The organism is Bacteriovorax sp. BAL6_X (assembly GCF_000443995.1).
GTDB lineage: Bacteria > Bdellovibrionota > Bacteriovoracia > Bacteriovoracales > Bacteriovoracaceae > Halobacteriovorax_A.
Genome location: NZ_AUMC01000008.1, coordinates 200,073 through 218,707, shown reverse-complemented (window position 1 = coordinate 218,707; position 18,635 = coordinate 200,073). Strand labels below are relative to the sequence as shown.

Sequence of the window (18,635 nt, the reverse complement as noted above, 5' to 3'; positions counted from 1 at the left end):
AATTTATACTATGGATTTTTGCCAAATTCTATCATCAAAACAAAAAGCATTACAAATTAATTTAGATAATAAGGTTTACGGCAGTTTCGCAGAAATTGGCGCAGGTCAAGAAGTTGCACGCGAGTTCTTTAGAGCTGGTGGAGCGGCCGGTACTGTTGCTAAGACGATGTCTGCTTATGATATGAAAATCTCTGATGCGATCTACGGAGTGGAAGCGTCGGGACGTTATGTTTCACAAGGTCGTTTACATACGATGCTAGAGACTGAATTTTCAAAGATGTATAAGCGTCTCAAGGATCAAAGAGAAGAAGGAACGAAATTCTTTTGCTTTGCCGATACTGTTGCTGCAAAAAGTTACTCGGGACGCGGTGAGTGTCATGGTTGGCTTGGTGTTCGTTTTCAACATGAAGCAGGAGCTGCTCCATCTGATCTTATTCTTCACGTAAATATGCTGGATCAAGAAAATCTTCAACAACAAGAGGCCATTGGTTTTCTTGGTGTAAATATGATTCACAGCTGTTTCTATAATACTAATGATTCTTCTCATCTCGTTTCATCTCTAATGGATAACCTTTCAGCAAGTCGTTTAAGAATTGATATGATTGACGTTAGAGGCCCTGCTTTTGATGGTGTTGATCCGCGTATTCTTTCTTTAGAGCTTGTTAAAAGAAAGTTTACTTCGGCCGTGATGTTTGATGAGAATGGTAAAGTTGTTCAAATCAAGGATTACTTATATCGCAAACCACTTGTTGTTCTTAGAGGTTCTTTTAGACCACCAACAAAGGGTAATGTTGACGCTCTTAAAGTTGGGCGTGAGCTATTATGTACAAGTGAGAAATGTGAGAATGTTGTGACTCTTTCAGAGATCTCAATGTCAAAGCTTCTTTCACGTTCATCATCAATTGATAACGCTGACTTCTTAGCTCGTGTTGATTTACTTGCAAAGATAAAGCAAAAAGTTTTGATCACAAATTTCGCTTCATATTTCGAATTAAATCAATTCTTGCAACCAATTGCTAAGAATCAAATTGCCTTTATCACAAACACATATAACTTAAATGAAATTTTAAATATCAAGCACTATGAGAATACGTCCTTTGGTATCCTTGGTGGTTTAGGTGAACTTTTTGGCCTAAATACTAAATTATATCTCTATCCATGTGCTGACGATAATGATTCTAAGAAGCGCTTAAGTTTTGCGGATGTTACTTATGATAGCTCGCTAGAGTTCCTTGTTAAGTATCTTCGTGAAAACAAGCTAATCGTTGATCTTGAAGGTTATGATCATGATGCATCAGGAATCTGGTCTCGAACAGTTATCGAGATGATCGAAAAGGATGAGAGTGGTTGGGAAAATATGCTTCCAGAGGAAGTCGTTGAATTAGTTAAAAGTAACAATCTATTTAAGAATTAAGAGATCAGCATGAAAAAGATTCTAGGTATTGCTATAGGCCTTTTTGTTTTAATAAGCGCTTGTGTTTATTTTATGCTCTTAGGCTCTTTCCCTGTAATGCATGGAAGTCTTAAAATCGATGGACTTAATGGTTTAACAAAGATTTATCGTGACCACGAAGGTGTTGTTCACATCGAAGCGGACTCCCGCCATGATATGAATTATGCTCTTGGCTTCTCAATGGCCAGTGATCGTAGTTTTCAATATGAGCTAATTAGTCGTGCTGGACAGGGAAGACTTGCCGAAATATTAGGCCCTGATCTCATCCCCGTTGATAAGCTATTTCGTACATTAAATTCAAAGTATATTCGTGACGGCATTTTAAAGACTCTAGATCCTATCGTTAGAAAAGATCTTGATTCATTTATGGCCGGCTATAATTACTATCTTGAAAATAATGTACGGCCAATTGAATTTTTCTTATTAGGAATTAAACCAAAGAAAATTGATCTTGAAGATATATATGGTGTCTTCGTATATCTAAATTATAGTTTTTCTCCATTTATAAGAAATGAAGTTGCTTATCAAAGTATTATGGCCAAGGTTAAACATCGCGACTTCAAATATCTATTCGCTAATAACGAAGTTGACTTTTCAAAACGCTTAAGACGTGTCGTTGATGCAAACTTTATCGACTATGAATCTCTTTTAAAAGGTATCGGTACATTTACAGGCTCAAATGCTTGGGCAATCTCTGGCAAAAAGACAAAGTCTAGAAGCCCAATTCTTGCAAGTGATCCTCATATTAACTTCTCCGCACCAAATATTTGGTATGAAGCAAATATAAAGAATAAAGAAGAAGGCTTTCATATGTATGGCCACTTCCTACCACTTATTCCATTTCCGGCCATGGGACATAATCGTAAGCTAGGTTGGGGATTAACTATAAGTTATACAGATGATGTTGATCTCTATCAATTAGATGATGATTTTGAAGTTATTCGTATTGAGGATTCACTAATAAAAGTTAAGGGAGAAGACTCGATTGATTTTCAAATTAAGTGGAGTGAAAAAGGACCGGTTGTTAATGAGATCGTTGAGGCCGTTAATAAAGACGCTAAGAATATCGCCGCTCATTTTAGTTTCTTTCAAGACGGCAATAAACCTATTGAAGGATTTTATGGGCTAGGGCGTGCAAAGAACTTAGACGAAATTAAGAAGGCCACAAGTATTGTAAAGTCACCCGGCCTAAATATTGTCTATGCTGATGCTGATGGTAATATTGCTCGACTAATTATGGGGGACAGTTATAAGAGGTCTCATCCTCTTGAGTCTGATCTTGTACAAACTCCTGATCGAAAAATTTTAGGAACTTATACATTTGACGAGAAACCACATGAAATTAATCCTAAAAGTGGTTTTGTTGTTTCTGCTAATGATGCACCTAAGACAATGAAGGAAGGAATCTATCATCGTGGTGGTTGGCATTCTGATAATCGCTACAATACAATCCTCAAGTCACTCGAACTTCGTGAAAACTGGGATATGGATTCTCAGAAGATGGTACAAACTGCAAGCTTTAGTTCAAATAATCGCAAGATGCAGAAAATCATTCATAATGCAGTTAAGAAATATCCGATGAACTCTCTTGAAGAAGAGGCCCTTGAAGTTTTTATGGATTGGAAAGGACACTCGCGTAAGGAGCAAGTTGCACCTTCTATATTTCATGAAACTAATATGCGTATTCGTAAACTTCTAATGGATGAGATGGGAGAGGACTACACTAAGTATTGCAAGGCCATTAATTCTTGGATTTTCTACTATCGTCTACTTGATACACCATTTGATAGTTGGTGGGATATTGAAAAGACTGCTCCTGTTGAAGATCGTGATTTAGTGATCTCAATGGCATTTAAAGAGTCTGTTGAATTTTTGAAATCAAAGCTTGGTGATGATATTAGTCAATGGCGTTGGGGGCGTGTTCACCAACTTACGATGCCTCATCCTTTTGCTAAGAATGATTTCCTTGCAAAGCTATTTAACCATGGGCCATATGAGGCAAATGGCTCGATTAATAGCATTAATCATATTCGACGTGTTTCTTGTGACAGTGGGCATACGCCGGTAACTGGTCCTAGTACTCGTCGTCTTATCGATTTCGCTAATGTTGATATTTCTTATGGAATTCTACCTTTAGGAAATTCTGGCCATATGCTTTCCCCATATTATGATAATCAGAGAGAGCGTTTTATGAATGATGAGTATCGTCCTCAAATTTTTAGCTTTGAGCTGATGAAGAAGTCTGGCCCTAAAGTATTAACTCTAAGGCCTTTGTAAATTTTATTTTAATCGAAGTTTAGACGAGCGATTAGGTGCATTCCATCTGTCGCTCGCAAGTTCATTTGCAATCTGCTGTGAACGATCAAAATTCACGTCTTCTGGCGAATAGGTGACACCAGGATCTTGTTGAACGTGAAGAGTTTGAGTTGGGAAGGCAAAGTTAATTTCATGCTTTTTTGCGGCCCTCAGAATATCGAGTAAGAATTTATGCTTCTCATTTAATTCATCATCCCAGCTTGGCACTTCCCAGAACATATACACGAGAATATTTAGTGAGCTTGCTCCCATGCTATTAAAATAAACTTGGAAATTATCCTTTCTTGTCATTGGGTGAGCAACGATAATTTGTCGAATACTTTCACAAAAATTTTCTATCTTCTCTGGTGGTGTCGCATAATCGATTCCAAGAGTTGTATTAAAGCGACGAAATCTTCTGCGCCCAAGATTGTCGATATTTGCGTTGATCAGATTTCCATTTGGAACGGATAAGAGCGAGTTGTGAAATGTTCTGATTCGAGTCGATCGCATTCCGACTTCTTCAATAATACCTTCGATATCATTGTTAATCTTAACCCAATCTCCAATTGTGAATGGATTATCAAAGAGAACCGTGAATGAACCAAAGAGGTTCGAAATTGTATCCTTGGCAGCTAGAGCAAAGGCGATACCACCAATTCCCATACCTGCAAGGATTGACTTCATGTCTAGCTCTAATGCATCTCCAATAAAAATGATACCGACAGCATAGATAAAGAATCTGGCGGTCTTTCTTATAAGTGGAACAACAATATCATCAAACTTATTTTCAGTTTCACGTGCCTTATCTTCAAGATAGAGACAGATAACTGTTAAGAGTTGGTTTAAGATAAATACGACGGATATGGCCATGACAATATCACAGGCCTTAACGACTAGAACAAGCGCATCTGAAGGGAGGTCAATCCAAGTCGCCAGGGTCTGAAAGACATAAGCAAAGGCAAGGCTTCCAAATGGTGATGTTAGTCTATTCTGTTGCTTTTCTGTAAATGTGATATTTCTCTTTTTTAGAATTGAAATCGTCTTCGCCGCAATATAGTGGCGTACAATACGATCTATAATAAAGCTAAAAAGAGTAATGACTAAAAGTAGAATCCAGTGAATATTTAATAAAAGAAATCTTTGATGAAAAGTCCAAGCTGGAAGGTACTCTTTTAGTCGATCTTTCGGTGACTGACTATATACGACATCTTTAGCAACTTTTTTACCTTTTAATGAAAGATCATAAAAGCGAAGTGATGTCATTGTTTCTTTAGTAAAGAGCCAGACCATTTTATCATCACGTTGTACTTGGCGAATGGAAATCTCCACATTGTGATCTTTATTTTCTACTTGTACGACTTCTTTTCGATAGTACCAGATTCCATCAGCAACTTTTCGTGGAATATTTTTTACATCAATATATTCGATGCGATCAAAAACAGTAATAAGTGTTCTCGAGAAATCTTTTAACTTGAAGTCTTTAACAGTATTTGGAATATGACGGCCATCTAGGGCAAGTATCGCTTGATCGAGACCCTGGTCATTACCGAGCTTATAGGCCTTCATGGATTTTAAAAAATAATTCATGGTCGCGCGAGGTGAGCTCAAGTCGAGGGGAGGTAGTTTTTGGCCAAAGGCCTGAGACTTAATGATTAAAATAAAGGCAAGAAAAAGTTTTAGAAAAAATTTATTCATAATAATCTCATTTATTTCGAAAAAAAAATTGGTTACCTTGACAATTATAAAACACGTCCCATCTTATTAGTAGAAGGGGAAAATTACCTCATGATTTTAGGTGTTTATACCCAAAAAATTGCGTGGAGGAATTTTTATGAATAAGTACGATTCAATCGTTGCAGGCAGTCTTGATATTGCCCAATCACTTCTCGTGGAAAAGAAGAATACTCAACTATCTGAGTGGCACCTAGCTTACGGGCTGGTAAAGAATCCTTCTTCTTTCTCATCAAGAGCATTAAAAAATAAATTAAAAGATATTAAATCAGAAATTGAGCGCTTGCCTCAAGCTTCTCAGGAAGTTTCTCTCGATAACGTAAGACCTACTGCAGGGCTTAGTAAGTGGCTCACATTAGCATCTTCGAATGCTATTCAATCTGGCCGTCAAGAAGTAACTGAAACTGACCTTCTAAAACATATTGTCGCAACTCTTTCGTCCCTCAATATCGATCCTAATACCTTTAGTTCTGCTATGAATGGAGATGATGAAGAAGAGGTTCCGGCCTTCCTGACAAACCTGAATGAAATGGCCACAGAAGGCAAACTTGATCCAGTTATTGGTCGTTCGAAAGAAATCCGAGCGGTAATGGAAATCCTTGGGCGTCGAGGGAAAAATAATCCTGTCTTAGTTGGACCTGCCGGAGTTGGTAAAACAGCTATTGTTGAAGGCCTTGCGGAAATGATTGTCAAAGGAACTGTTGCAGATGTACTTGAAGGTAAAACGGTCTACGCTCTTGATATGGGGGCTCTAATCGCCGGCACTAAGTTTCGCGGTGAGTTTGAAGAGCGTTTACAAAAACTTTTAAAGTATATAAAGCAAAATGCGGCAACGTCGATTCTCTTTATTGATGAAATTCATCAGTTAGTTGGTGCAGGTAAAACTGATGGTGCTATGGATGCGGCCAATCTTTTAAAGCCAGCACTGGCAAGAGGTGAACTAAATTGTATTGGTGCAACAACTGATGAAGAGTATCAAAAGTATATTCTTGGAGATAGTGCTCTGGAAAGACGCTTTCGTGCCGTTCCTGTAAATGAACCTTCAAAAGAAGATGCTATTGAAATATTAATGGGGATTCGCGAGAAGCTAGAGATTCATCATGGAATTAAGATTTCTGATGATGCAATTTTCAACTCCGTTATTTTATCTGATCAATATATTACAGATAAGAATTTACCCGATAAGGCCATCGACCTTGTTGATGAAGCGGCAAGTGCACTTAAACTCTCTGCTGAAGCAATGCCTGCAAAACTCGTGGAGTTAGAAGCTGAAATTCGCTCAAAGAAAGTGAATATGCAAATTGATAAGGACAATGAAAAACTGGCCAAGGAAGTTGAAGAGCTTGAAAAAAAATTCAATGAGCAAAAGAGCTCATGGGAAGAAGAGGTTCTTTCTCTTAAGCGTGTCTCAGAGTTAAAAAATCAAAGAGACAGGCTAAGTTTTGAACTAGAAGCTGCTGAGAGAAATCAGGACTATGAAAAAGCTTCAATGATAAAATATTCTCAGTTACCAGAAGTTGAAAAAGAGCTTGAATCTTGTCATCACGACTGGGTCCTTGCGACTAAAGATATTGCTCTTGTCATCTCAAGACAAAAGGGGATTCCAGTTGAGAAAATCCTTAAGTCAAAACAAGCACAGATCTTACAACTTGAAGGCTTCTTAAAGTCTCGTGTCTTCGGACAAGATGAAGCATTAACTGAAATTGCAGATACAATTGTTTCGGCCCACGCTGGCCTGACTGATCCTTCTCGACCACTAGGTTCGTTCCTCCTAAAAGGTCCTAGTGGTGTCGGGAAGACTGAGACAGCAAAGGCTTTATGTGAGTTCTTGTTTGATACACAGGATAATTTAATTCGTTTTGATCTTTCTGAATTTAGCGAAAAACACTCAGTGAGTAAGCTCATTGGTGCGGCCCCTGGTTATGTTGGTTATGAAGAAGGTGGTGTTCTAACTGAGGCGGTTAGACGCCACCCTTATTCTGTAATTCTCTTTGATGAGATTGAAAAGGCCCATTATGACTTTGGCGACATTCTATTACAAATTTTGGATGATGGTAGGCTAACAGATAATAAAGGACGAACAATTGACTTTAAAAATACGATTATCCTTTTGACGACAAATGCAAAAGTTGTTGAGACTGCCTTTAAACCTGAAGTTCTTGGAAGACTTGATTCAGTGTTAACATACAATGCACTTGATCGCTCAATTATGAATTCGCTAATTGATAAGCAAGTGCGATTACTTAATTCAAGATTACTTGGACGTAAGCTTAAGGTCGATTTATCAGAAAGTGTACGCACTAGACTCAATGAACAAGGCTATAGTGAGGCATACGGAGCAAGGCCTCTTGCTTCAATCTTTAATCGATTAGTTACAAGACCTTTGTCAAAAGAAATAATGGCACATGACTTAGAAGAAAAAGACTTAAAAATCGACTATAAAGATTCTCAAATAGTAATAAACTAATCAGACTAAGGGCTACTTTTTAAAAGGAAGTAGCTCTTTTAAATCTTCATGATATTTCTTTAAATTTATATTCTGGTTTTCTACGTGGTTTGCAATAGCATGATGAAGTTGTGGGTTCTTTAAATGGTGCCAAGACTCAATTTCAATCGGTCTAAAGCCTCGGTAGAGCTTTTGTTCTCCTTGAGCACCGGCTTCAAATACCTCTAGTCTATTATCGATGCAATACTCCATCGCCATATAGTAGCACATTTCAAAATGCAAAAATTCATATTTACTTTGATGAAGAGGGTGAATTCCCCAGTAGCGTCCATACAACTTAGTTTTTGATTCAAAAAATAGGGACATGGCAATAATTGAATCTTCTTTATAGGCCAGGTGGAAAAAACAATTGTCTAGGGTGTTTAGGCCAAGAAAGAAGTCGAGTGTTAGGTAGGCATAAGCAGACTTCTTATCAATGGTTGTTAAATATAGGCCATAGATCTGTTTTAGTTGATCTTTAGTGAGTTCACTTGCACAAGTCTTTTTGATCTCAATATCATATAAATGGCAGGCCTTTCGCTCTTTCTTTATGCTTTTTCTTTTATTTTTTTTTAGCCTTGAAAGATAGTCTTCAAATGAAGCGTAATCATTAATGAAATGATACTGAGTCGTAATTTGTTTAAAGAATCCTAAGTCTTTCAGGCAATAATAGCTATTATCTGTAAAATAGTAGTGTTCACTTGATAGTTTTAAATTCTGATACATATCAAAGGATTTTGTAAGCAGTGTCGTATCAAATTCTTGCGTGAATTTACTATTATTAACTGGAGTAAAAGGAATGGCGTGTATGAGTTTAGGATAATACTCAAGTCCCATTCGATGATAGAGGTCGGCCCAGGCCCAATCAAATATATACTCACCATAACTATGAGATTTTATATATGAAATGAGTTGATTGTTATTGGCCGTAAGGTGAGTCGCTTCCCAACCTCTTTCTGGGGATGCACTCCCACTATCTTCAATTAAATTTAGAAAGTGGGAGTTGGCAAAGGTATGCATTCTATTTATTTAATTCTTCTCGAATTTGTAATTCTAGTTGTTGATAGCTAAAACGCTCTAGTGGTTTTCCATTGATAAAGAATGTTGGTGTTCCACGAACTCCAAGCGTCTTACCATCTTCAGCATCTTGTTTTATCCATTCCATAAATTTTGGATCGTGCATATCTTTTTTAACTTTATCTATATCTAGTTCAAGAGTTGTTAAGTAGTTCCAGATTAAGTCAGGACGTGGGTTGTGGTGATTTCCCCAAGCTGGTTGACTTTTAAAGAGTAAATCAAGTGTTTGCCAGTATTGGCCTTGCTTTCTAGCTGCTTCAAGAATTGAAATTGCATAGGCCGAGTTTTTGTGAAAAGCAGCGTAGCGAACAACTAGTTTTATCTGTCCCTCATATTTCTCCATGATCTCTTTTACATATGGCGAAAAGGCACGACAAGACTCGCACTCTGGGTCTAAAAATTCTACTAAGACAACTTTTGCATCATCTGGTCCAAGAGAAGGAGAGTAGTCACGTTCAAATAACTTGTGGTTCTCATTGGCCATGAATCCGAGTTTGGCAGCTTGTTGTTTTTTGTAAAATGTTGCACTAATGGCAAAGACTGCAATAACAGTAACGATTGCAGCTATAATTTTATGACTTTTTTGCATTTAAGAAATCCTTGTTGCTATAAACTTCTAATAAGAATAGTGAAAATAAAATTGTAAAGGCGAAGAATGCCAGCATTGGGATTGAGATAAATCCGAACCAGTTAATCCATTTCTCTGAACATGGGACACCACTTACGCAGGGACTCGCACTTTCCGGAATGACCTTAAGTTGAACGAGGTTGTGATAGATTGAAATGGCCCATCCTGAAATGATAAATGGAGCAGCGTAGAGAATGCTTCGTTTATCATCTTGATAAAAACCAATCAGTAAAATCGCTGCAAGTGGATACATCGTAATTCTCTGCCACCAACAAAGTGTACACGGAACAAATTCCATAATGACACTAAAGAATAGTGATCCTGCTGCTGCGAGTACGGCAATAATCCACATAATAAAGAGGGTGTTTTCTTTGACTAATTTCATGTTGAATATAATAACGAAACTTTAAACAGATGACCAAGTAATTCGTCATCTGTCTAAAGCATTATATTGTCAATTTTTTGTAAAGTGGGTAGGGCTAAAGAGGGTACTCTGGATTGAAGTCCTGCTGGCCTTCATCTAAAACAATAGTAGGCTCGGAAATAACTTCTTCTGATATATCATCAGATGAAATATGATTAGAAGTCGTTCCCATATTGAAAAAGCGCTCAAGATTTTCTTGCATCTTTCTTAATTCTTTCATTATAGAAGCTGATTCTTTACCTTCGTAAGTAAGCTCCTCTAAAAGAATACGAGTAAGGTTCTTATTCATTCTTTTAGAAAGGTTTCTAAGGTGAGCATATTCCGCTGGTAATGGCTCCATCGTTTCAATTTCTTGTTCGGCTTCTTGAACACCGCCACGCTTTGCAGCTGCCACGATTTGCTTTACTTCTTTTACTGTTTTATCTGAGATCATTGGAAGAACGCTGTCTTGTACTTCTTTATCTAGTTTGATGATCTCGTTAGTTACACTTGCATTGATATGACCAAGTTGACGTGCTTTCTTTACATGCTCTGAGGCAAGTGCATCTCTTTTAATTGCACCTTTGATCACACTCTTTGAAAGACCTGTCTTTTGTGCCGTAATGGCAGCAAATGAATCCTGATCTTGCTCTTCTTTTGCCTTCTCAAGCTTCTTTTCCTCTGTTGTTGTTGCAATGACATCAACTTCAATCTTAGTGGCCGTTGGGTTTAGCTCTTCAAAAATTTCGCGTCCACGATTAAGACACTTCTCAAATTCGAGCTTATCAAGAGCTCTTCTAACAAGGTTCTCATCAATTGAGATTAACTCTTGTTCAAGTGATTTGCGATCAACAACATGAACAGGAACTTCTTCAATTCCAAGCTCTTTTAGGGCCTGATATCTTCTAGCACCAGCTAGAAGTTCGTTTTCTTTATTGATTGTTAGAGGATTGATTAGACCAATATTTTCGATACTGATTTTTAATGTCTCAACATCAGTATTAGTTCTTAGGTATTCACTATTTAATTTAATATCATGGATATTAACAGTTGTTGTTTGCATGGTGTCCTCATAATTTACAATTAATCTGTGTGTTGTGTGGACGCTATTTTAATGGGTAATTATATATCTGACCAGAGATGTAAGGTATTTTTAGTAACCACGCCCTGTGTTAACACGTTCAATGATTCGAAGCGTAAGTGTGTGTGGTATTATTGTTAGAATTATTTTAAAGATTTTATTTAGAAAACCTGGAACAATGTAGAATTTGTTTTTACCTAGCGCGTCCATTGTCTCTTTTACTACTTGTTCTGATGAGATTCCACTAAAGTGTTGCCTTTCGACCTTTCCTTGATTGATACGAAATTGAGTATAGACAAGTCCTGGGCAAACAGAGATGACCTGTTTGTTGGTTCCATTTAGATCTCGGCCTAGGGCCAGGCTAAAAGAGTGAAGCATGCTTTTCGAAGCAGCGTAAACACTTTGTCTTGGTACTGGGAAGAAGGCATAGAGAGAGGCGATATTGATAACTTTAAGTTTTTCACTTTGTTGTAAGAAGTGATGAGTAAGGCGCATTGGCACTTCGACATGTACTCTTTGCATATATACTTGTTTTTTTATATCTGTTTCTGGGAATTTTCCTGCGACTCCAAAACCAGCGTTATTCACAAGGTATGTAAGAGGTGTTTTTATTCTTGAAATTAGGAATTCACATGCATCTTCATCTGCGAGATCCTTGATAATGATTTCACAATTAACTTGATACTTATCTTGATATTCTTTTGCATTTTGCTCGAGCAGGGCAATGTTTCGGCCATGCAGATAAAGATCAAATCCTAGAGTCGCAAAGTAGTCAGCGAAGGCCTTGCCCATACCTGTCGTTGCGCCAGTAATTAAAATACTTTTATGATTTTGATTCTGCTTCATGATACCAAATTCCAATATTGCGAGGGGATTCAACTTCATTAAAGAAGGCCATGAGTCTGGCCTCTTTTCCTCGTTCATGTAGCATGATAGCACGATCATAGAGAAGGTAAAGCTCTAGGGCACGTCCAAATTGCCAACGAACAACATTTGCTAGAAATAACTTCTCTAGAATATCTTGATGATCTTCAAAGAACTGATCAAATTCTTTTGGACTAAAGTTAATTGGAATATTATTTTCAGTTAGCTTTGCAATTGCATATTCACTAAATGTAAGGGCGTAGAGTCTCTTGTGAGCATCACCAATAGGGATGATGTCGATCTCTTTTCCGTAAACAGTATCGATATAGAATTGAAGACAGTAGCGATAAAATTTCACACGCTTTTTTTGATTGAAGTCTTCAAGTTCCATACTCTGATGACCTCGAGTTGCTAGTGTTAAGCTATTGCTTTCAATTTGAAGAGGACTGTTTTCTTTTGCAAATTGTGAAAGGTTAGTATCCGATTTTGGCTCTAGCTTATTATAGCAGCAGCCAAAGTTAAGTAGCCCTCTTGTTTGGTTTCTACTTGCTACTTGCATATGCTTTAGCGCTAAAGGCCCACACGTGTGAAGACCTAATGAGAATGAGTCTTTGCTGAATATTCGAGAATTCTCTTTTCCCTCTAGGTCGATGCTAAAGTCATGGTTAATAAAATTTACGTCTTTAGCACCTTCTGGTTTTGGGTATTTTTTTAGGCGAGTGCGGCCAATTTCTTGAAATTCTGTGTTGATATCAAGACTTATCATCTCCATGCCAAAGTAATGAGCAAGAGTGCGGGATAGGTGCCCAACGCCTCCTCCAATATCAACTGTGTGCTTGAAGTCGCCTTCTTTATCTCTAAGCTTAGTTAGAAAGTTTGCAATCGCCAGAATCTCATCCTGCTTCTTTCCCTTAACTTTAAAAAATGCCCAACTTGGAAGTTCGTCGACTCCACGAATTAGGGATTCTTCAACGATCTCATAAACTTCATTTTCTTTTAGTGAATTTAAGAGAGACTTAAGTGGACCTTCTTCAAGTTTTGAATAATCTCTTAAGCAGTCAAGCTCGTAGAGTTCTTCATGACTTAGCTTTCTTAACGGAGCGATGAGTTCTTCTGGAATTATTTCATCAATCTCACCAGCACGCCAAGCCTGGAGAACTTCTTTTTGCCATAGCTGACTATATGGCCTTAAAATAGAGGCAAGGTTTAAAAATATTTGCTGGTAATTCATGCACAGCAATGTAGCACTTTTATCCATAATTTGGAAGGTAATAGTCATATGATCATTAATGAATCGCTAAATAAGTATAATAAAATCGCTGTTGTTGGCCTAGGGCTTTCTGGTCTTTCGGCCCTACGCCTACTGACTTTTCTAGGTAAGGATATTTATTTAGTTAATCAGGGTGCTGTTGAAACGTGGCCGGCGATTGAAGATAGCTCATGTATCAAGGCCAGGGTTGTTCAAGACGAGGCCTGTAATATTTTAGGGGAAATGGACCTTATAATTCTAAGTCCTGGAATGTCTAAAGAGCTTCCACTTTTCTCCAAAGCGACTTGTCCGATTTGGTGTGAAATTGAATTGGCCTATAAATTTGCCGATGCTCCAATTTTAGGCGTAACTGGGACGAATGGGAAGACTACTGTTGTCTCTTTCTTGGAAGAGTGTGGCAAGCAAGATCCAACGGGAGATTACTTTGTTGGAGGAAATATTGGAACGCCTTTTTGTGATTATATTTATGAGCGAATGAGTGGAGAGCGTGAACCTGCTCAAGGTATCATCTTAGAGCTCTCAAGCTTTCAGTTAAACTTGATCGATGAGTTTCAATGTGACGTTGCCGGGCTTTTAAATCTTACATTTAGTCATGGTGAACGTTACGATGACTTGAAAACATACGGACAGGATAAATTTGAAATCTTTAAAAATATGGCAAATCAGGGAATTGCCTTTCTTCCTAACGACTTAGAAGTCAAGAATGAGTACGCCATTCGCAATGAGCATCAATTGGATCTTTCAATTGGAAAAGTTAAAGAAGAGCTTTCTGAAGTTATTGATATTATGAAACTAAAAATTTACGGTGAACATAATCTAGTTAATACATACTTTGTGTATCTTATGTGGGATGCGTTTACTGGTAATATTAAGGCCTTTCAAAAAGCCTGTGATGTTTTTAATGGCGTTGAGTACCGCTTGCAAATGATTAAGCAAGACAAAGGACAGTACTTTTTTAATGATGCAAAGTCGACAAATTGGGAAGCAACACTAACTGCATTAAATGGAGTTAAGGAGCTTGGGAATGTTGAGCTCATAATTGGTGGCCAACTTCGAGGTCACGGTGATAATCAGCTAGAAAAGTTATTGCCATTTAAAGATCAAATTAAAAGAATTCTCTTCTTTGGAGAGTCTGGAAAAGTATTAAGTGAATTGAATTTTGAAATAGAATCTGAATATTTTGAAAATTTGGATGATATTTTTAAAGCAGGGTTTAATGCAGATGTAATTCTTTTTTCACCAGCATTTCCATCTTTTGATCAATACGCAAATTACGTCAAAAGAGGAGAGCACTTTACAAAATTAGCTCTTACTTAAGAACTGAAATTGTTACCTTTTGTGATTTGGAGTCTCTCATATTATCTGCAACAGTAATCTTGAATAAGAAAATAATAAGAATTCCAATAATAAATTTACCTGACTTTGATTCCATAATGTGATTATCGGTACTTAGTGACAATACTTTAGTAAAATATTGTCTTTTGTTAATAAATTTTTGCTTGTGCAAATTTTTTAGATGTAACTAAGACTAATAATAACATGCCCAGACCCATGATCAAGGCGGCGGTATCCTTTTCTGACGGACGTTCAGAATAATGCGTACTTATCTTCTCTTCAATTTTCTCATTAATATGACCACCGAAATTGGCACTGTCTTTAATAGGTACAATTGAGCCACACATTGGAATTTGTTCTTTTGGATAAAGATAAGTGGCCCCGTCCCAATCATCTTGTCCAATTGTTTCACGCCCAGTGAGATTCCTAAAATACATAAGTGAGCTTTCTTTTGAAGAGTGGCCAAGGCCAAAAGCGTGCCCAATCTCATGGGCAAAGAGGGCTATCTTTTGTGATCTTGTTTGATCATTGTAGCGAGTTCCTGCAATATCATTGAGTCCAATAACTGAGCCTTGGATTTCAGTTCCATTGAGGTTGTTTGGGAGCGTAACTGCTAAAATTCCTGTTGAAGTAAAAACCGTATTATTGCTATTGCAAACGATTAATATTTGCGTATTCGTGCTTGGAACCTGGCTGACACAGCCAGCTTCACCAGCGGCACAGATTTGTTCTGTTGTATAATCAGCATCAACAGTTAAGATATTGCCACCTTTTAAGTGGAGGCTACTTGTTGCAATTTTATTCCAATACTCACTCGCTGCAATCTCCACCATATCCATGATTTCATCTGCTGAATCTGTAATATTAGTACAGGCATTGTCAGCGACATCAACACGAATTTCTGGGTTTGAAAAACGAATTGGAATATTTGCATTAATTGTAAAAGCGTAAGAATACGTTGATAGAAGTAAGCACAGAATTAGCTTCATTATTTATTTCCAAATGTATAGTTTATCGATAAAGCATAGCTAAATGCTCGCTCTTGTCCATCTTCAATATTGAAGACACTTAATTGTCCATTTAAATAGTATGACTTATTAAAAAGGTAGTCTCCGCCTACTATGACAATATTGTTAATAGCTGTTTGGTAATCTTCTGGTGTATAGAATTGTTGCGTCGACATTCCATTTCCTAAGGTTTGAATCTCACCATCCATGGCCGTATATGTAAAGAAAATACCAAGGCCTGCATGTATTCTAAAGTGTTGGTTAAATGTATGCTCAATTAGGGCCTGAATCCAAAAGTTGGTTACGGTAACAGCACTATCTTCACTTGATTTAGGGATTGTTAGGCCTGCTTCAATATTAAGTGCTTTTTGCCACGGAATATCTGTACGAAAATTTGCTCTAATAAAAGGATTAAATGCGAAATAATTTCTGCCACCATCTATATCGGATTGAATCTTTCCGACATACTTCGTTAAGTTTCCAATCCCAAGTGAGAATTCGCCAGGTATACTATGATCTTTAGCTAATATAGAAAGTGGAAGAATGCTTATAATGCATAGAAGTAGGGTTTGAGATATTTTCATGTCATAATTGTTAAGAAGTTTTCAAGCTTTGACAACTTCTTATTTGTTTTCAAATACTAGCATTTTCATTAAAATACCCCTAAACCGCTTAAAAAGGATTTTGAATATGTTCGAAAATTATAAGGTACCAAGTGAATTAATTCCAAGCGATCCACGATTTGGTGTAGGTCCATCTTTAATACCAACTGAATTTTCAGTGCGACTTGCTGAGACAAAAGCAAAACTTTTGGGAACTTCTCACCGTAAGCCTGCTGTTAAAAATCTTGTCAAAGAAATTCAAGAAGGCCTAGCGCAATTCTATAATTTACCAGAAGGTTATGAAGTTGTAATGGGCAACGGTGGTGCAACTTTTCTATTTGATATGATTGGACTCGGCCTTGTTCGTAATAAAAGTGTTCACTATACTTGTGGAGAGTTCTCAAATAAGTGGTTTAAGTCACACAATGGAATCCCATGGATTGAGGCCCAAGAATTTGCTAGTGAGTATGGACAAGGTTGCGAACCACAAGGCTCAGAAGTGCATGCCGATGCAGACATGATCTGTTTCACTCTTAATGAAACATCAACTGGTGTACAGACAACGACAATTCCAATTGTAAATGATGATACTCTCGTGGCCGTTGATGCAACAAGTGGTGCGGGTCAGATACCTTTAGATATCTCAAAGATTGACTGCTACTTCTTTTCTCCGCAAAAAGTATTTGCTTCTGAGGGAGGGTTATTTGTTGCTATAATGTCTCCAAAGGCCCTTAAGAGAGCACAAGAAATTAATGGAACTGATCGCTATATTCCAGGGATTATGAATTGGCAGACGGCCATTGATAACTCAGTAAAGAATCAAACTTATAACACTCCAAGTATTTCAACTCTTTTCTTCCTTAATGAACAAGTAAAACTTATGAACTCACAAGGTGGGCAGAGGAATGCGGTTGATCTTGCACGCAAGAAAGCTGATATGATTTATGGTTGGGCACAGGAAGAAAGTTTCTTAGAAGCGTATGTTGTAGATGAGAAGTATCGCTCGACTTCAGTTGCGACAATCAATGTTGATGACAAGTACGAAGCGGCAGCTCTTATTAAAGTACTAGAAGCACAAGGTGTTGTGAACGGAATCGACTCTTATAGAAAGCTTGGTAAGAACCAGTTTAGAATTTCATTATTTCATAATGTAAAATTTGAAGACCTTCAAAAGCTTACAAAAATTATTTCAAACGCAATTAATCAAGCATAAATATAAAAGGGACACTCAGTGTCCCTTTTGTATAGCTCTTATTTAGTTTTTTGCACCGTCATCTTTATTATAGCTCTTTAGGAAGTCCGCTTTCCATTCATTGTAGCGATCTTTTAAGATAGCTTCACGAGCTTCTTCGGCCATATTCTTATAGAATTCAATATTGTGCATAGTTGCTAGTACTTGTCCTAGGATCTCATTTGAATCAAATAAGTGCTTAACATATGCACGAGTGAAGTTTTCACAGCAGTAACACTTACAATTTGGTTCAATTGGAAAGAAGTCACGACGATAGTTCTTGTGACGAATTCTGATTTTTCCACGTTTTGTAAATAAAGTTCCACCGCGAGCAAATTTCGTAGGAATGATACAGTCACTCATATCGATTCCATGCTCCCAGATCATGCAAAGGTCTTCCGGGTTACCAACGCCCATTACGTAACGTGGTTTATCTTTTGGCATTTTAGGTCCCGTGTACTTAACGATTTTTTCCATAAGCTCAGGCCCTTCTCCAACAGATACACCACCTATGGCATAACCTGGAAGGTCGCGCTTAACAAGCTCATCAAGACACTCATCTCTGTAGTCATCGTAAGTTGAACCTTGGATGATTCCAAATAGGGCCTGTTTTGGGTTCGTCCAAGCGTCGATACAACGATCTAACCAGCGGTGAGTACGATCAATTGAGTTCTTTGTGTACTCACGAGTTGCAGGATATGGTATACACTCATCAAATGCCATCATGATATCCGATCCAAGCTCTTGTTGAATTTGGATTGATGTCTCAGGTGAGAGCATAATTGCTTTACCTTTATGATCTTTAAACTCTGCACCTTCTTCTTTGATACTCTTTCGTTGAAGAGAGAATACTTGGAATCCACCAGAGTCTGTAAGAATTGGTCTATCCCAATTCATAAATTTATGAAGCCCACCTGCTTTTTGAACCAGCTTTGAGCCTGGAGATAAATGAAGGTGGTATGTATTTGAAAGAATAATTTTAGTGTCCAGGTCCTTTAGGAAGTTTGGTGGAAGTGCTTTGATTGCACCGTGAGTACCAACTGGCATAAAAACTGGTGTTGGAATTTCTCCGTGAGGAGTTGTGATAACACCTGCTCTTGCTCCTGAGTTTTTATCTTCGTGGACAACTTTGAATTTGAAGTGTTCTTTGACTTGATCTTGAATACGCAT

Annotated in this window: 16 protein-coding genes; 5 read left to right on the top strand and 11 right to left on the bottom strand. The window is 37.6% G+C overall.

Going from position 1 to position 18,635, the window contains the following annotated elements; genetic code table 11:
* The first annotated feature begins 10 nt into the window (after positions 1-10).
* Together M902_RS08420 and M902_RS08415 are read left to right on the top strand one after the other, a co-directional pair.
* A complete protein-coding gene (locus tag M902_RS08420; RefSeq protein ID WP_021267357.1) occupies positions 11-1,414 on the top strand; it encodes a hypothetical protein in 1,404 nt (467 codons plus the stop codon).
* A 9-nt stretch (positions 1,415-1,423) separates the two neighbouring features.
* Positions 1,424-3,730 carry a penicillin acylase family protein gene (locus tag M902_RS08415; RefSeq protein ID WP_021267186.1) on the top strand — a complete coding sequence of 769 codons (2,307 nt, stop codon included), beginning with the start codon at positions 1,424-1,426 and terminating at the stop codon, positions 3,728-3,730.
* A 3-nt stretch (positions 3,731-3,733) separates the two neighbouring features.
* Here the strand turns inward: M902_RS08415 and M902_RS08410 are convergent, their stop codons facing one another.
* Positions 3,734-5,446, bottom strand: coding sequence for a mechanosensitive ion channel family protein (locus M902_RS08410; RefSeq protein ID WP_021267364.1), 1,713 nt, complete (start codon positions 5,444-5,446; stop codon positions 3,734-3,736).
* A gap of 136 nt (positions 5,447-5,582) precedes the next feature.
* On the opposite strand from M902_RS08410, the gene M902_RS08405 reads away from it, so the two are divergent.
* Positions 5,583-7,949, top strand: coding sequence for an ATP-dependent Clp protease ATP-binding subunit (locus tag M902_RS08405; protein WP_021267218.1), 2,367 nt, complete (start codon positions 5,583-5,585; stop codon positions 7,947-7,949).
* Between the two features lie 12 nt (positions 7,950-7,961).
* Here M902_RS08405 and M902_RS08400 read toward each other — a convergent pair whose 3' ends face one another.
* The 6 genes from M902_RS08400 to M902_RS08375 all read right to left on the bottom strand — a co-directional run bounded on the left by M902_RS08400 (position 7,962) and on the right by M902_RS08375 (position 13,251).
* Complete coding sequence (locus M902_RS08400) at positions 7,962-8,987, bottom strand: peptidogalycan biosysnthesis protein (protein ID WP_021267176.1); 1,026 nt, start codon at positions 8,985-8,987, stop codon at positions 7,962-7,964.
* Between the two features lies 1 nt (position 8,988).
* On the bottom strand, positions 8,989-9,633 hold the full coding sequence (locus M902_RS08395) for a thioredoxin domain-containing protein (RefSeq protein ID WP_021267305.1): 645 nt from the start codon (positions 9,631-9,633) through the stop codon (positions 8,989-8,991).
* Entirely contained in the window at positions 9,617-10,057 is a 441-nt protein-coding gene (locus M902_RS08390) for a disulfide oxidoreductase (protein ID WP_021267154.1), read from the bottom strand. Before M902_RS08390 ends, M902_RS08395 begins: the two co-directional genes overlap by 17 nt.
* A gap of 94 nt (positions 10,058-10,151) precedes the next feature.
* Positions 10,152-11,138 (bottom strand): ParB/RepB/Spo0J family partition protein, encoded by a 987-nt coding sequence (locus M902_RS15905; protein WP_021267336.1) that lies wholly within the window; start codon positions 11,136-11,138, stop codon positions 10,152-10,154.
* A gap of 90 nt (positions 11,139-11,228) precedes the next feature.
* The gene (locus M902_RS08380; RefSeq protein WP_021267242.1) at positions 11,229-12,002 is read right to left on the bottom strand and encodes an SDR family oxidoreductase; all 774 of its coding nucleotides are present in this window, start codon (positions 12,000-12,002) and stop codon (positions 11,229-11,231) included.
* On the bottom strand, positions 11,980-13,251 hold the full coding sequence (locus tag M902_RS08375) for a methyltransferase (RefSeq protein ID WP_021267281.1): 1,272 nt from the start codon (positions 13,249-13,251) through the stop codon (positions 11,980-11,982). The genes M902_RS08380 and M902_RS08375 overlap by 23 nt, the downstream gene beginning before the upstream one ends.
* A 48-nt stretch (positions 13,252-13,299) precedes the next feature.
* Here M902_RS08375 and murD point away from each other — a divergent pair, with 48 nt between their 5' ends.
* A complete protein-coding gene (gene murD, locus M902_RS08370; RefSeq protein WP_021267229.1) occupies positions 13,300-14,607 on the top strand; it encodes a UDP-N-acetylmuramoyl-L-alanine--D-glutamate ligase in 1,308 nt (435 codons plus the stop codon).
* Here murD and M902_RS16770 read toward each other — a convergent pair.
* From M902_RS16770 to M902_RS08360, 3 genes are read right to left on the bottom strand one after another with little or no spacing between them, the layout of a single operon-like run.
* Positions 14,600-14,722 carry a hypothetical protein gene (locus tag M902_RS16770; protein ID WP_021267166.1) on the bottom strand — a complete coding sequence of 41 codons (123 nt, stop codon included), beginning with the start codon at positions 14,720-14,722 and terminating at the stop codon, positions 14,600-14,602. The genes murD and M902_RS16770 overlap by 8 nt on opposite strands.
* Positions 14,723-14,774: 52 nt before the next feature.
* Positions 14,775-15,614 (bottom strand): matrixin family metalloprotease, encoded by an 840-nt coding sequence (locus M902_RS08365; RefSeq protein WP_021267380.1) that lies wholly within the window; start codon positions 15,612-15,614, stop codon positions 14,775-14,777.
* A complete protein-coding gene (locus M902_RS08360) occupies positions 15,614-16,216 on the bottom strand; it encodes a hypothetical protein (RefSeq protein WP_021267171.1) in 603 nt (200 codons plus the stop codon). Before M902_RS08360 ends, M902_RS08365 begins: the two co-directional genes overlap by 1 nt.
* A gap of 106 nt (positions 16,217-16,322) precedes the next feature.
* On the opposite strand from M902_RS08360, the gene M902_RS08355 reads away from it, so the two are divergent.
* Positions 16,323-17,447 carry an aminotransferase class V-fold PLP-dependent enzyme gene (locus tag M902_RS08355; RefSeq protein ID WP_021267271.1) on the top strand — a complete coding sequence of 375 codons (1,125 nt, stop codon included), beginning with the start codon at positions 16,323-16,325 and terminating at the stop codon, positions 17,445-17,447.
* A 42-nt stretch (positions 17,448-17,489) separates the two neighbouring features.
* Here the strand turns inward: M902_RS08355 and tgt are convergent, their stop codons facing one another.
* Positions 17,490-18,635, bottom strand: a complete 1,146-nt coding sequence (gene tgt / locus M902_RS08350; protein WP_021267209.1) for a tRNA guanosine(34) transglycosylase Tgt — start codon at positions 18,633-18,635, stop codon at positions 17,490-17,492.